Source organism: Lentzea sp. NPDC051208 (genome assembly GCF_040682435.1).
In the GTDB taxonomy this organism is placed as follows: domain Bacteria; phylum Actinomycetota; class Actinomycetes; order Mycobacteriales; family Pseudonocardiaceae; genus Lentzea; species Lentzea kristufekii.
The window spans coordinates 152,992-166,353 of sequence record NZ_JBFBAW010000009.1 but is presented as its reverse complement, the minus strand read 5'-3'; the positions used below and the strand labels follow the sequence as shown (position 1 = coordinate 166,353).

The 13,362-nt window shown below is 69.8% G+C and carries 13 protein-coding genes; 3 read left to right on the top strand and 10 right to left on the bottom strand.

The annotated features are described in order from the left end of the window. The first annotated feature begins 10 nt into the window (after positions 1-10). Both AB0M48_RS23250 and AB0M48_RS23245 read left to right on the top strand, forming a co-directional pair. Positions 11-433: a DUF1203 domain-containing protein gene (locus tag AB0M48_RS23250; protein WP_363845620.1), complete on the top strand. Its 423-nt coding sequence runs from the start codon at positions 11-13 to the stop codon at positions 431-433. Between the two features lie 660 nt (positions 434-1,093). Next, positions 1,094-2,179: an NADH-quinone oxidoreductase subunit D gene (locus AB0M48_RS23245; RefSeq protein ID WP_363845618.1), complete on the top strand. Its 1,086-nt coding sequence runs from the start codon at positions 1,094-1,096 to the stop codon at positions 2,177-2,179. Between the two features lie 3 nt (positions 2,180-2,182). Here AB0M48_RS23245 and AB0M48_RS23240 read toward each other — a convergent pair whose 3' ends face one another. The 7 genes from AB0M48_RS23240 to ftsH are packed head-to-tail and all read right to left on the bottom strand — an operon-like array spanning position 2,183 to position 8,724. After that, positions 2,183-3,694, bottom strand: coding sequence for a DUF6779 domain-containing protein (locus AB0M48_RS23240; protein ID WP_363845616.1), 1,512 nt, complete (start codon positions 3,692-3,694; stop codon positions 2,183-2,185). A gap of 50 nt (positions 3,695-3,744) precedes the next feature. Further along, a complete protein-coding gene (locus tag AB0M48_RS23235) occupies positions 3,745-4,197 on the bottom strand; it encodes a DUF3180 domain-containing protein (RefSeq protein WP_363845614.1) in 453 nt (150 codons plus the stop codon). Next, positions 4,194-4,688, bottom strand: coding sequence for a 2-amino-4-hydroxy-6-hydroxymethyldihydropteridine diphosphokinase (folK, locus tag AB0M48_RS23230; RefSeq protein ID WP_363845612.1), 495 nt, complete (start codon positions 4,686-4,688; stop codon positions 4,194-4,196). Before folK ends, AB0M48_RS23235 begins: the two co-directional genes overlap by 4 nt. Beyond that, complete coding sequence (folB, locus tag AB0M48_RS23225; protein ID WP_363845610.1) at positions 4,685-5,077, bottom strand: dihydroneopterin aldolase; 393 nt, start codon at positions 5,075-5,077, stop codon at positions 4,685-4,687. Before folB ends, folK begins: the two co-directional genes overlap by 4 nt. After that, on the bottom strand, positions 5,070-5,855 hold the full coding sequence (gene folP, locus AB0M48_RS23220; protein ID WP_363845982.1) for a dihydropteroate synthase: 786 nt from the start codon (positions 5,853-5,855) through the stop codon (positions 5,070-5,072). Before folP ends, folB begins: the two co-directional genes overlap by 8 nt. Positions 5,856-5,887: 32 nt before the next feature. Next, entirely contained in the window at positions 5,888-6,535 is a 648-nt protein-coding gene (gene folE, locus AB0M48_RS23215) for a GTP cyclohydrolase I FolE (RefSeq protein WP_363845608.1), read from the bottom strand. Beyond that, positions 6,532-8,724, bottom strand: coding sequence for an ATP-dependent zinc metalloprotease FtsH (gene ftsH / locus AB0M48_RS23210; RefSeq protein WP_363845606.1), 2,193 nt, complete (start codon positions 8,722-8,724; stop codon positions 6,532-6,534). The genes folE and ftsH overlap by 4 nt, the downstream gene beginning before the upstream one ends. 327 nt (positions 8,725-9,051) lie before the next feature. Between ftsH and AB0M48_RS23205 the strand changes: the two genes are divergently transcribed. Beyond that, entirely contained in the window at positions 9,052-10,749 is a 1,698-nt protein-coding gene (locus AB0M48_RS23205) for a substrate-binding domain-containing protein (RefSeq protein ID WP_363845604.1), read from the top strand. Between the two features lie 84 nt (positions 10,750-10,833). Here AB0M48_RS23205 and hpt read toward each other — a convergent pair whose 3' ends face one another. The 3 genes from hpt to AB0M48_RS23190 are packed head-to-tail and all read right to left on the bottom strand — an operon-like array spanning position 10,834 to position 13,351. Further along, entirely contained in the window at positions 10,834-11,382 is a 549-nt protein-coding gene (hpt, locus tag AB0M48_RS23200) for a hypoxanthine phosphoribosyltransferase (protein ID WP_319975994.1), read from the bottom strand. A gap of 17 nt (positions 11,383-11,399) precedes the next feature. After that, positions 11,400-12,311, bottom strand: a complete 912-nt coding sequence (gene tilS, locus AB0M48_RS23195; protein ID WP_363845601.1) for a tRNA lysidine(34) synthetase TilS — start codon at positions 12,309-12,311, stop codon at positions 11,400-11,402. After that, on the bottom strand, positions 12,308-13,351 hold the full coding sequence (locus AB0M48_RS23190) for a zinc-dependent metalloprotease (RefSeq protein ID WP_363845599.1): 1,044 nt from the start codon (positions 13,349-13,351) through the stop codon (positions 12,308-12,310). The genes tilS and AB0M48_RS23190 overlap by 4 nt, the downstream gene beginning before the upstream one ends. Positions 13,352-13,362 lie beyond the last annotated feature (11 nt).

The following is a 13,362-nucleotide window of genomic DNA, read 5'->3' as shown; positions in this document are numbered from 1 at the left end:
TCGTTGGGGCATGCGAATCCACAACGTCCTGCCTTCGGCCGCGCTGGCCGATCCTGGCCGTGAGTACCGCGCCTCCGAGCCCGGCGTGCCGTTGCGCTGCTGCCTGCGCAAGTCGCTGGCCGGTGAGCCGGTTTGGCTGTTCCGGCACTCGCCGTCGGTCGGCAAGGGGCCCTACTGCGAGGTCGGTCCGATCTTCACGCACGTCGACTGCCCGGACGCGCCTTCGTTGGATCGTCTCCCCGTTGAATTGTTGAACAATCCCCGGATCCTACGTTCCTACAACGCCGCAGGCCAGATCCACGACGGCGAGGTGGTGGAGCCCGGATCGTTCGATCGTGTGATCGAAGGATTGTTCAACGATCCCGCAATCGAGGCGATCCAGGTGCGGAGCTTGTCGCACGGGTGCTTCTTCTTCGCGGTCACGAGGTCGTGAGCTTGGCCTTGGACTGATACGACCCGACCCGGCTTGGTCCGACCCGGCTCGGCGGGGCTGACTCGGCAGGAACTTGCTTGGCGACACCCGACTCGGCGGCACCCGACTCGGCGAGACCCGACTAGGCCGGACTGGACCTGCACGGTCGACGCGGCCAGACCCGACTCGACCAAACCCACTGCAACTGGACCCGACTCGGCAGGGTCCGATATGGCCGAACCCAGCTCGGCAAGGTCCGATGTCGCCGGACCCGACTCGAACAAGTCCCCCGATGCCGCGGATTCGGCTCAGTCCAGGCCAACCCGGTCGGGCCAACCCGGTCGGGCCAACCCGGTCGCGCCAACCCGGTCGCGCCAACCCGGTCGGGCCAACTCGGTCGACTCTGACGCGCTACGTCCGTCCGATTCAGCCGGACTGGGCACGCCCGCCCAGCCGCATCCGCCCCAGCTAGACCCGCCCATCCAGACTCGCCGCGGCCACGCCCGCCCCCAAGCCCCCCGACACGGCCAGACCCGACGCGGCCAAGCCCAGCGGCCGAGCAGGAGCGGCCAACCCGACTCAGCCACCTCCGGCGCGGCCTTGCCCGACGTACCCAGGCACCGGATCGCGGCGCCCTCGACCGTGCGGCGGCGGATTCGCGGCCCGTGAAACCATGCTCGGGTGAGCGAGCAGATCACCGTCGGCGTAGGCGCAGGCGCCCGTTACCTGGGTGTGGACCGCGTGATCGACCTGGGCCCACTGCACCCGTCGGCCCACGGCGCGTACCGCCTGCGGCTGACGGTCACGCCGGAACTCGTGATCACCGCTGCCGAACCGCTGGTGGGTCACCTGCACCGCGGCGCCGAGAAGCTCTTCGAGGTTCGTGACTACCGGCAGGTCCTGACTCTTGCCAACCGCCATGACTGGCTGTCGGCGTTCTGCAACGAGCTGGCCGTCGCGCTGGCCGTGGAACGCATGACGGGCATGGACGTCCCGGCCCGCGCCCAGTGGTTGCGCGCTTTGCTGTGCGAGCTGAACCGTCTGATGGCGCACATGGTCTTCCTGACCCCGTTGTCCCCCAACGCCGCCGCCTACCGCGAGGGCGTGCAGGCGCTGATGGAGGAGGCGTCGGGCGGGCGCATCCACTTCATGTTCAACAGGATCGGCGGCCTGCGCGAGGACGTCCCGGCCGGCTGGACGGAGCGGGTCGCCGAGTTCCTGTCCACTGTGGACACCGCAACGCTGCCCATCGATTTCGGCTCGCTCGAAGGACTTGGCGTGCTGCCTCACGAGGACGCACTGGCGTACGGCGTCACCGGGCCAATCGGCCGGGCCAGCGGGGTGGACTTCGACCTGCGCCGTGACGACCCGCTGCCTGCCTACAAGGCCTTGGGCTTTTCGCCCGTGGTTCGGATCGAGGGTGATGCCGCCGCGCGCGTCCGGTGTCTTCTCGATGAGGTCGAGAAGTCGGTGGAGTTGGCGCGCGCTTGCCTGGAGCAGGTGCCGCAGGGGCCGGTGAACCTCCGGCTGCCCAAGGCCATCAAGGCGCCCGAGGGGTCCGTCTACACGCGCGTCGAGGCGCCGTTGGGCACTTCGGGGGTGCACCTGTCGTCACGCGGCGAGAAGACGCCGTGGCGGCTCAAGCTCCGCACGCCGTCGTTCAACAACGTTCAGGCGCTGTCCGCGCTGTTGCCCGGCACGAAGGTGGACGACCTGCCGGCCGTGCTGAGCTCGTTCGCCGTCATCGTCGGCGACATCGACAAGTAGGACCTAGTCGTCGCGGCGGCGACGGCGGCGCGGTGCGTCGCCTCCGCCCAGCGATGCCAGCAGTTCGCTCACCGACTTGCCGTCCGCGTGTGCGCCCGACGGGTCTTCCGGCGCGGCGCGGCGGCCCGTCGAGACCGCGGGCAGGCGGGTGGACGAGTCCTCGGCGACCCTGCGGCCGGAGACCGGGGGCTCGTCGGCCGGGGAACGCCTGCCGGGCGAGACCGCTGGGAGCCTGGCCGACGACTGCTCGGCGGCGGAACGGCGGCTCACCGGGGGCAGCGACACCAGCGAGTCCTCGGAGGCGGTGCGGCGGGACGGCCGCTCGTCGGAGCGGCGGCCGGGGCTCGGGGCGTCCGGCTTCAGGGTCTCCCACGAGCCGCTGTCCTGCACCGGAGCCGGAGCCTGCTGCTGAGACTGGGACGGGCGGTCGTCCGCCCGGCGGCGGCCTCCGCCGGTGGCCAGGGCCTTCGGGTCGATCATCTCGGTGCGCTCGGCCACGCGGGAACGCGGTTCGGGCTTGCGGGTCTCGACCGACTTCGCGACCGCCGCGGGGGCCTTGGGGGGCTGCTCCGGACGCTGCATCGGCTCGGGTCGGGCCGGAGGCTGCTGCGGGCGCTGCACCCGCTCGGTGCGGTGGACCTGCGCCTGCACCGGCTGGGCCTTCACGGTGGGGGGCGGCGGGGCCTTCTGGGGAGCGGGGGTGGCACCGCCGAGCCTGGCCGAGACGGCTGCCGCCGCGGCTGCGGGACGGGGCTGCGGCCTGGGCGGTTCCTGCTGCTTGGGGGCCTTCACGGGCTCGCGGCGGACCACGGCGGGCTGCGGACGCGGCGAGTTCCTGGCCGGATCCGGGCGCACGGGCTCGGGACGGGCCTGCTCGCGGCGCGGGGGCTGCATCTTGGCGTCGTGGGCGACGCGCTCGATCAGTTCGGTGCGCTCGGACGGCTTCTCCGAGGTGACGGACGACGTCCCGGTGATCACCGGCTTGGCGTTGATGACGCGCTGTTCGGGCGCCGCCGTCAGCCGTGCCGCTTCCGAGCCGAGTGAACGCAGGCGGGTCGACTCGGCGCGCAGTGCCACGCGTTCGACGAGGACGTCACCACCGAGCAGGGCTTGGAGGTTGTCGCGCAGCGCGTGCAGATCGGCGCGCAGGGCCTCGATGTCCGCGCGCGATTCTTCCTCGATGCGCTTGCGGGTCTCCGACTCGATCTCGAGCTCGTACTCGCGGCGCGCGGCGACCTCGCGCTCCAGTTCCAGTTCGTAGACGGACTGGAGATCGGCCACCTCGTCGTCACGCTCGGTGACCTGCCTGCGGTACCTCGCAGCGAGGAAGGCACCCACCAGAGCCGCCCACAAGGCGGCCACCACGGCCAGACGCAGCATGCGGGCGCTGTCGCTCAGCACGAGCACCGCCGCGGCCACGAGGGCGAGCGCCAGTGCCGCTACCAACAGCAATCGCCCTGAGCCACGACCGTGATCATCTTGCTCGTCGTCGGTCGACGCGCCTCGCCCGGTCATGCGCACTACGGTACCGCGTAGTTATGTGACTGAGACCTACGGCCGGGTATCTAATCCGTCCCGGAACTCTCGTCCGGCGTCTTGCAGCAGTGCTCCAGCCACAGCGCGGCAGCCGTCAGCGCGAGGGCCGCGATCATCCCGACAACGGCCGCCACCAGGTCGTTCGAGGCAGCGGGGAACGAGTCGCGGACGGGCAGCACGAAGATCAGCAAGCCGGTCCAGGCACCGAACATCAAAGCGCCCAGAACGGACGACGCCTTCGCCAGCACGACCGCTCGGGCGGCTGTCAGCGGCTGCACCGGACGAGCGCCCGGCCGGCGCTGGATCCTGGCTCGCAACGAGAACGCGAACACGGTCTCCACGACCGCGATGACGAACAGCGTCGACCCTGCCAGCAGGGGCAACGCCGGCAGCGAGTCGTACGTGAGCCGCAGCAACAGGTGCGCGAGCAGACCGCCGACGATCGCAACGGACGCCAGGTCGCGGGGACGGGTGAACTTCACGCTTCCATCCAACCCGAAAGCACGAGATCGTCGCGCCGCCGCACGCCCTCGGCGGAGAACTCCAGGCCCGCAACCGGTCCGTGGCCCGGCAGCACCGCGCCCGGCTCGACGTCGAGCCACGGGATGAGGACCGTTGCGCGCTCAAACGCCCCAGGATGCGGCAGAAGCAGCTCCGGGTGGTCCGAAGTCACCCCGTCGACCGAAACCACGTCCACGTCCAACGTGCGGGGGCCCCAGCGCTTCTCCCGCACGCGCCCGGCGGCGTTCTCCAGCGCCTGACCGCGCCGCAGCCAGCCCCACTCGTCCACGTCGTCGGAGGAGACGATCACGATGGCGTTCAGGAAGTCCGGCTGGTCCTCGACACCCCACGCCGCCGTCTCGTACACCGGCGAGACGGCGACGACGAACGGCCGCAACCCGTCCACGACGGACTGCAGGAACCGCAACCGGTCGCCGAGGTTCGAGCCGATCGAGAGGACCGCGCGGCTCAACGGGCTTCCTTGGGCAGCGGCGCGGCCAGCCGGCGCGACCGGCGGATCGTCACCGACACGTCGTCGAACGTCAGCGGGATCGGCGCGGACGGCTTGTGCAGCGTCACCTCGACCGCGTGCAGCCGTGAGTCGGTCATCGCGGCGTCGGCGATCCGGCCGGCCACGGTCTCGATGAGATCGCACGGCTCACCACCGATGATCCCCGCGGCCATCTCGGCCAGTTCGCCGTAGTGGTAGGTCTCTTTCAGGTCGTCGGTGCGGGACGCCGCGCTCAGGTCCAGCCAGAGCGTGATGTCCACGACGAACTCCTGCCCGTCGCGCTTCTCGTGCTCGAACACCCCGTGGTTGCCGCGCACCCGCAGGCCCGTCAACGCGATCCGGTCAGCCATGTCCCCGCCTCCACGCACCGGCGACGGCGACCGCGTCCAGCGTCCGGTCGACGTCGTGCACCCGCACACCCCACGCTCCGTTGAACGCGGCCAAAGCCGACACCGCGGCGGTCGCGTCCTCCCTGCCGTCCGGTGGACGGTTGCCGAGCAACGTGCCGAGGAACCGTTTGCGCGACGCCCCCACCAGCACCGGGAAGCCCAGCTCGACCAGCTCGTCCAGGCGCTGCAACAACTCCCAGTTGTGGTCGCCCAGCTTCGCGAACCCCAGCCCTGGGTCGAGCACGATCGACGACTCCGCGACACCGGCGGCCAGCGCGGCCTCGACGCGCTCCAGCAACTCCGTGCGAACGTCCGTCACCACGTCGTCGTACGTCGCCAGCGCGTCCATCTCCGTGCTGTGCCCACGCCAGTGCATGAGCACGTACGGAACCCCGGCCGCGGCGACGACAGCGGCCATCTCGGGATCGGCCAGGCCACCGGACACGTCGTTCACGATCGACGCGCCCGCCTCCAACGCCGCGCCGGCCACAGAAGCACGCATGGTGTCCACGCTGACCGGCACGCCCTCGGCGGTCAGCGCCCGGATCACCGGCACGATGCGGGCGATCTCCTCGGCCGGCTCGACACGTCCGGCACCGGGCCGGGTCGACTCACCGCCGACGTCGATCACGTCCGCACCGCGCTTGAACATCTCGACGCCGTGCGCGACCGCGTCCCGCCGGTCGATGTAGCGGCCGCCGTCGGAGAACGAATCGGGCGTCACGTTCAGCACGCCCATCACGACACAGCGGCCGGGACGAGGCAGACCGTTCACCTCGACCGGCCCCTGATCAGTTCGATCGCTTCCGCCCGTGAGGACGCGGACGTGCGCAGCAACCCCCGCACCGCCGACGTCGTCGTGCGGGAACCGGGCTTGCGCACACCGCGCATGCCCATGCACAGGTGCTCGGCCTCCATCACGACGATCACGCCGCGCGGCTCGAGCTTGCGCACCAGGGCGTCCGCGACCTGCGACGTCAGCCGCTCCTGCACCTGCGGCCGCTTCGAGTAGAGGTCGACGAGCCTCGCGAGCTTCGACAACCCCGTCACGCGGCCGTGCTCGTTCGGGATGTACCCGACGTGCGCGACGCCGTGGAACGGCAGCAGGTGGTGCTCGCAGAAGCTGAACATCGGGATGTCCGTGACGAGGACGAGCTCCTCGTGGCTCTCGTCGAACGTCTTCGCGAGGACGCTGTCCGGATCGGTGTGGAGGCCGGCGAACAACTCCTCGTAGGCGCGCGCCACTCGTCCGGGTGTCTCGCGCAGGCCTTCTCGCTCCGGATCCTCACCGCACGCGATCAACAGTTCGCGCACCGCAGCCTCGGCGCGCGGCCGGTCGAAGGCCCGCCGCGCGGAGACGCCGGCCTCCCCGTCAAGGGTGAGGCCGGCGTCTCCGTCGAGCTGGTGTTGCTCGGTCACTGCCGCTCGTCCTGCTCTGGCTGCGGCTTCTTCGGCTCCCAGACGTTGTGCGGCTTGCCGCCGGGCACCGTCGCCGGGGTCCATCCGGGCGGAGCGCCGTAGTTCGGCGGACCCGCCTGGTTCGAAGGCTGACCGGGCTGGTGAGCACCGTTCGAGCCGTTGGGCGACGGCAGTGCCTCGGTGGCCGGTTCCGCGGCGGGCTCCGCCTGCTGCGTCTCCGGCTCGTCGTCGAGGGTGTCCTCGACGACCGGCGGCCACGGCTCGCCGCGCTCCCTGGCGAGCTCACCAGGGGTCTTGATCGGCGGGATGTCGGACGGCCTGCGGTCACCGAAGTCGTTGAACTGGGTGATGCGCGGGCGCTTCTCGACGCGGGCGAAGATCCGCTCCAGTTCCTTCTGGTGCAGGGTCTCCTTCTCGATCAGCTCGAGCGTGAGGTCGTCGAGGACGTCGCGGTAGGTGACGAGCACCTCGTACGCCTCGGTGTGCGCGGCCTCGATGAGCTTGCGCACCTCCTCGTCGATCTCGTGCGCGACCTCCAGCGAGTAGTCCGCCTGGCGACCGGCCGAGCGACCGAGGAACGGCTCGCCCTGCTCCTGCCCGTACTTCACGGCGCCGAGCTTCGCGCTCATGCCGTACTCGGTGACCATCGCGCGGGCGATCTTCGTCGCCTGCTCGATGTCGTTGGACGCACCCGTCGTGGGCTCGTGGAAGACGAGCTCCTCAGCGGAACGGCCACCCAGTGCGAACACCAGTCGCGCGATCATCTCGGACCTGGTCATCAGGTCCTTGTCCTCTTCCGGCACCGACAGGGTGTGACCACCCGTGCGGCCGCGGGCGAGGATCGTGACCTTGTAGACCGGGTCGATGTCCGGCATCGCCCACGCGGCCAGGGCGTGCCCCGCCTCGTGGTACGCGGTGATCTTCTTCTCCTTCTCGGAGATGATCCGGCTCTTGCGGGCCGGACCGCCGATCACGCGGTCCACCGCCTCTTCGAGAGCGGCACCGGTGATGACGGTGCCGTTCTGTCGCGCGGTGAGCAGGGCGGCCTCGTTGATGACGTTCGCGAGGTCGGCGCCGGAGAACCCGACGGTGCGCTTCGCGAGGCCGTCGATCTCGGCGTCCGCGGCCAGCGGCTTGCCCTTGGAGTGCACCCGGAGGATCTGCTTGCGGCCCTTCAGGTCCGGTGCGGACACCGGGATCTGACGGTCGAAGCGGCCGGGGCGCAGCAGGGCCGGGTCGAGGATGTCGGGACGGTTCGTCGCCGCGATCAGGATGATCCCGCCGCGCGAGTCGAAGCCGTCCATCTCGACGAGCAGCTGGTTCAGCGTCTGCTCGCGCTCGTCGTGCCCGCCGCCGAGACCGGCACCGCGGTGGCGGCCCACCGCGTCGATCTCGTCGACGAAGATGATGCACGGCGCGTTCTGCTTGGCCTGCTCGAACAGGTCACGCACACGCGAGGCACCGACACCGACGAACATCTCCACGAAGTCCGAACCGGAGATCGAGTAGAACGGCACGCCCGCCTCGCCGGCGACGGCTCGGGCGAGCAGCGTCTTACCGGTGCCCGGCGGGCCGTAGAGCAGCACGCCCTTCGGGATCTTCGCGCCCAGTGCCTGGTAGCGGCCGGGGTTCTGGAGGAAGTCCTTGATCTCTTCCAGTTCCTCGACGGCCTCTTCGGCACCGGCGACGTCGTCGAACGTCGTCTTCGGCATGTCCTTGGACAACTGCTTGGCCTTGGACTTGCCGAAGTTCAGAACGCGGTTGCCGCCGCCCTGAGCGTTGTTCATCATCCACATGAGCAGCAGCAACAGGAGGCCGAGCGGCACGAGGTAGATCAAGATCTGCATCAGGATGGACTCCTGGCTGACCTTGGTCTCGACGGTCGGCTTGTTGCCGGCCTGGTCGAGGACGGTGAAGATCTCGTCCGTCGAGCTGGCCGGGAACTGCGTGATCAGGCGGTTGCTGCCCTCGAAGGTGGTGCCGTCGGTGAGGGTGAGTCGGAGACGCTGCTCCTTGTCCTCGATCGTGGCTTCCTTGACCTTGCCGTCCCTGACCTGTTGCAGTGCTTGGGACGTCTTGACCGGGTGATACCCCCGTGAGTCGTCAAAGAGCACGGTGAAGACGAAGTAGAGCAGCAACACCGCAGCGATCCACAGCAGCGGGTTGCGAAGCAGGCGCTTGCGGTCCATGCACTTACGGCCGGCGGGCGGCCTCGACCCTCCCTGACTTGCGCGTCGGGCAGTGGAAGACCCACATACCGCGTCCGACCAGCCTACCGCTCGCTGGCCGGGTACTGAGCAACCAACGGGCGGGGGCCATCTGTGGTTCCCGCGGGTGACCCCCACCACGCATGTTCACGCAGTTTGGTTCATCCGGAACAAATACGGCCGTCCAGACGAGTGACGCAGGTCACGCCATCTCATTACGTTTGCGGGTCACATGTCATCCTCATTCATCCCCCGAGTGTTCTCCCGCCACTCGAAAGAGTGAACACGTGACCGAAGGTAAGTAACTGTATGTCAGCACGTCATACGTCCCCCGGATTGTTCCGGCGGGTGGCCCTCCCCGTGGCCGCCCTGCTCGGGGTGGTCGCGGCGGCGGGCGTCACGGTCGTGGCACTGCGTGCCACCAGCGGTGCCGACTGCTCCGGCGCACTGCCGTTGAAGATCGCCGTCACCCCAGCCGCCCTGGATGTGGTGAACGCGGCGGCGCAGGACTACCAACGATCACAACCGGTCGTGCGCGGCCGGTGCGTCCAGGTCCAGGTCGAGTCGCGCAACGCGGCCGACGTGGCGAACGAGCTCCCCACCGCGCAGATCAACCCGCACTCCCTCTGGATCCCGGACTCCTCGATGTGGGCGGCCGAAGCCCAGCGTCAGGCGGCCGAGACCGGCCCGGAGGCCCCGAAGCTCGACATCAAGCCCTCGCTGGCGTCCAGCCCGCTGGTGATGGCGGGCTCCGAGCAGGCGATGTCCAAGATCGGCTTCCCGGTCACCCCCGTGTCGTGGGCGAAGGTCGTGGACCCGAAGGTCCAGATCTCCATGAGCGACCCGACGATGACGTCGGAGGGCCTCGCCTCGCTGTTCGTGATCCGCACCCTGCTGGGCAACCCGGACGGAACGCCCAAGCCCGAACTGGTCGGCACCCTCCTGCGCGTGGGCCGCAGCGCCGTCCCGTCGGTCCGCGACTCGTTCGGCAAGGTCACCACGGACGCGGAGAAGGCACCGCTCTTCGCCGCCACCGAGCAGTCGGTGGTGGCCAACAACCGCTCGGCGAAGGACAACGCCGTCCTGGGCGCCCCGCCCAAGGAGGGCACGCTCTCGTTCGACTTCCCGCTGGTCCGGGTCTCCCGCCCGAACGAGCCGGAGGGCATCGGCGAGGCAGCGGCCGAGTTCGAGAAGGTCCTCCGCTCCGGCGAGACCTCCAAGCGCTTCGGCGAGGCGGGCTTCCGCACGGTGGGCGGCGCCGCCCCCGCGAAGTGGAGCACCGACGTGGAGGGCGTCCAGGCGGGTGACGTCAAGCTGATCGAGACCCCGAACGCCGACCAGGTCTCCGAACTCCTGCGCACGTGGGGCGCCATCAGCCTCGACATGCGCATGCTGACGGTCATCGACGTCTCCGGCTCGATGATCGAGAAGAGCGGCAACGGCAAGACCCGCGTGGAAGCCGCCACCGAGGCGTCCATGACGGCTCTCTCCATGCTCCCGGACACCACGGCGATCGGCCTCTGGGCGTTCTCGACCGACAAGAAGCCGCCGAACGACTGGATCGAACTGGTCCCGATCGGCCCGCTGGGCGAGCCCTTGGCCGGCGTGACCCGCCGCAAGCGACTGGAGGCAGGCGCCTCCCAGCTCCCGGGCCTCGTCGGTGGTGGCACGGCCCTGAACGACACGACGCTGGCCGCGTACCGCCACGTCCTGAAGGGCTACGACCCGTCGAAGGTCAACTCGGTCGTCCTGATGACCGACGGCCGCAACGACGACGTCTCGTCGATCGACACCAACGCGCTGATCGAGACGCTGAAGCGGGAGTCCGACCCCGCGAAGCCCGTGCCGGTCATCATGGTGGGCCTCGGCGACGAGGTGGACATGGAGGCGCTTCGCGCGATCTCCGCGGCGACCGGCGGCAAGGCTTACCAGGCGCCGAACCCGGAGGACATCCGCGGCGTGCTGCTGGACGCCGTCTCGCAGCGGCGGTGCCGTCCGAACTGCTGACCGTGCAAAGCACGCGGGGCGCTTTCGTACTCTGATGCAGTACGAAAGGGCCCCGCGTGCGTTTCGAGCAGGCCGATCAGATGCTCAGTTGGAGTAGACCTTCGGATCCAGCGTGCCGATGTACGGCAGATCCCGGTACCGCTCCGCGTAGTCCAGCCCGTACCCGACGACGAACTCGTTGGGGATGTCGAAGCCGACGTACTTCACCGGCACCTCCACCTTCACCGCGTCGGGCTTGCGCAGCAGCGTGCACACCTGCAACGACCGGGGCTTGCGCGACTGCAGGTTCTTGAGCAGCCACGACAGGGTCAGTCCCGAGTCGATGATGTCCTCGACGATCACCACGTTGCGGTCGGCGATGTCTCGGTCCAGGTCCTTCAGGATGCGCACCACGCCGGACGACGACGTGGACGACCCGTAGGACGAAACGGCCATGAATTCGAGCTGCACCGGAACGGGCAGCGCGCGGGCAAGGTCGGCCATGAACATCACGGCGCCCTTGAGCACAGTGATCAGCACGAGGTCGGAGTCACCTTCTGGGTGATCAGCCGCGACCTGCTTGGCGAGTTCGGTGACCTTGTCGCTGATCTCCTGCTCGGTGATGAGCACGGATGCGATGTCGCCGTCGTACACGGACAGGTCCCCTCTGCTTAAGACTGTGGTTCCACAGCGAGCCTGCCATGCGCGCGCCGCACGACAAAGCCGCCAGGTAGCCAGACACCGCCCTGACCGCGCCATTCACTCACCAGTGCGTCGACGCGGCGCAGGTGCGAATCGGACAGTTCAGGCACGCCTTCGTCGATCAGCCACGCCCTGACCACTCTGCGTCGCAAAGCCGCGGGCAGTTCGGCGATGTCGTCAACGGCACAGCAATCGCCGGCGAAGGCTTCCGCGAGAGAGTCGAGTGCGTCACAGTCCTCACGCAGCTGAGCCGCCGTACGCGCCAACGACGAGGCCACGCCGCCCTGCAGCACGTCTTCCAGCAACGGCAGGACCTCGGTCCTCAGCCGCACGCGCGTGAACGACGGGTCGGCGTTGTGCGGGTCCTCCCACACCTCGATCCCCTGCTCCGCGCACGCCGCACGGGTGACAGCGCGCGACACGCCGAGCAGTGGACGTCCCCACGGCGGGTCGAACGCGCGCATGCCGGCGATCGACCGCGGCCCGGAGCCGCGGCCCAGTCCCAGCAGGACGGTCTCCGCCTGGTCGTCCAGGGTGTGGCCGAGCAGCACGACGCCGGACGACGGCTTCAGCGCCGCGTAGCGGGCTTTGCGGGCCGCGGCCTCGGGGCCGCCGCGACCTTCGACGACGACCGGCTCCACGCGCGCCACGAGACCCAACTCGGAGCACTGCCGAGCCGCCTGACGCGCCACGTCGCCCGATCCTGGCTGCAACTGGTGGTCCACGACGACCGCCGACGCGCCGGGCACCAGCCGTGCCACGGCCGCCGCCAGCGCGAGCGAGTCCGCGCCACCGGAGACCGCGACGGTCACGTGCTCCGGCTGCACCTCGTCGAGGAAACGGCGGACCGCCGTCCTGATCTCGGCGACCGGTCCGTTCACGGTGACACGCGGCGCAGCCAGCTCATGGGCTCGGCGATCTCGGCGCGGGTCGGCAACGTGTCGGCGGACGTCCAGATCGCGTTGAAGCCGTCCATGCCGACGCGCTCCACCACGTACTCGGTGAACTCCGCGCCCTCCTCGTACTGCCGCACCTTCGCCTCGACGCCGAGCACCGTGCGCAGGATCCGGTCGAGCAGGCCGCCGCCCTTGCGCCGCGCGCTGAAGCGGGTGCGGATGGTCGACACCGACGGCACCACGGACGGCCCCACCGCGTCCATCACGTGGTCGGCGTGGCCTTCGAGCAGAGTGGACAGTGCGATCAGCCGGTCCAGCAGCACTTTCTGCTGCGGCGACTGGACGAGCTCGATCAGCCCCATCGGACCGTCGCCGGCGCGCAGCTTGTGCCGGAAGTCGCGGATCACGTCGGACAGCGGCGCGCGCTCCTCGTCCATTGAGGACAGCAGCGCCGTGACCTGGTCGGAGAAGTACCTGCGCAGCCACGGCACGCCGGTGAACTGCAGCCGGTGCGTGCACTCGTGCAGGCACACCCACATGCGGAAGTCGTCGTCCGGCACGTCCAGGGCCTGTTGTGCGCCAACGATGTTCGGCGCGACGAGCAACAACCGCCCGGCGAGCTGCTCGTTGGGGCTGAACGGGTCGTACTGGCCCAGCACCCGCGAGGACAGGAACGCCAGCACGACGCCCGCCTGCACACCGGCCGTGCCGGCGAGGATGCCCGCCATCGGACCTGTCTGGCGCGGCATGGCGGGTGCGGTCAGCGCGGCCAGGCCCTGCGCGGCGGCCGCGACCCACGCGGGCCTGTCCACGACCTCGCCCGGCAGCAGCGGCAGTCCCTGACCGAGCCCGGTCAGCTCGCGGACGTGCACCTCCGCCTGAGGGGCGAGCTCACGAAGTCTGCCCACGACGTGGTCGGCCTCGTCCTTGCCGATCACGGGGCCCGGCCGGACGAGCCGCGTGGCGGTCGTTACCGCCAGCTCCCAGTCCACCGGGCCGAGCTCTGCCTCCGTCGCGCCGTTCACGCTTCCGACGC

Coding starts and splice junctions, on each gene's coding strand:
- AB0M48_RS23250 (WP_363845620.1), top strand. CDS start 11: ATGCGAATCCACAACGTCCTGCCTTCGGCCGCGCTGGCCGATCCTGGC.
- AB0M48_RS23240 (WP_363845616.1), bottom strand. CDS start 3,694: ATGACCGGGCGAGGCGCGTCGACCGACGACGAGCAAGATGATCACGGT.
- folB (WP_363845610.1), bottom strand. CDS start 5,077: ATGGCTGACCGGATCGCGTTGACGGGCCTGCGGGTGCGCGGCAACCAC.
- folP (WP_363845982.1), bottom strand. CDS start 5,855: ATGGGCGTGCTGAACGTGACGCCCGATTCGTTCTCCGACGGCGGCCGC.
- ftsH (WP_363845606.1), bottom strand. CDS start 8,724: ATGGACCGCAAGCGCCTGCTTCGCAACCCGCTGCTGTGGATCGCTGCG.
- AB0M48_RS23205 (WP_363845604.1), top strand. CDS start 9,052: ATGTCAGCACGTCATACGTCCCCCGGATTGTTCCGGCGGGTGGCCCTC.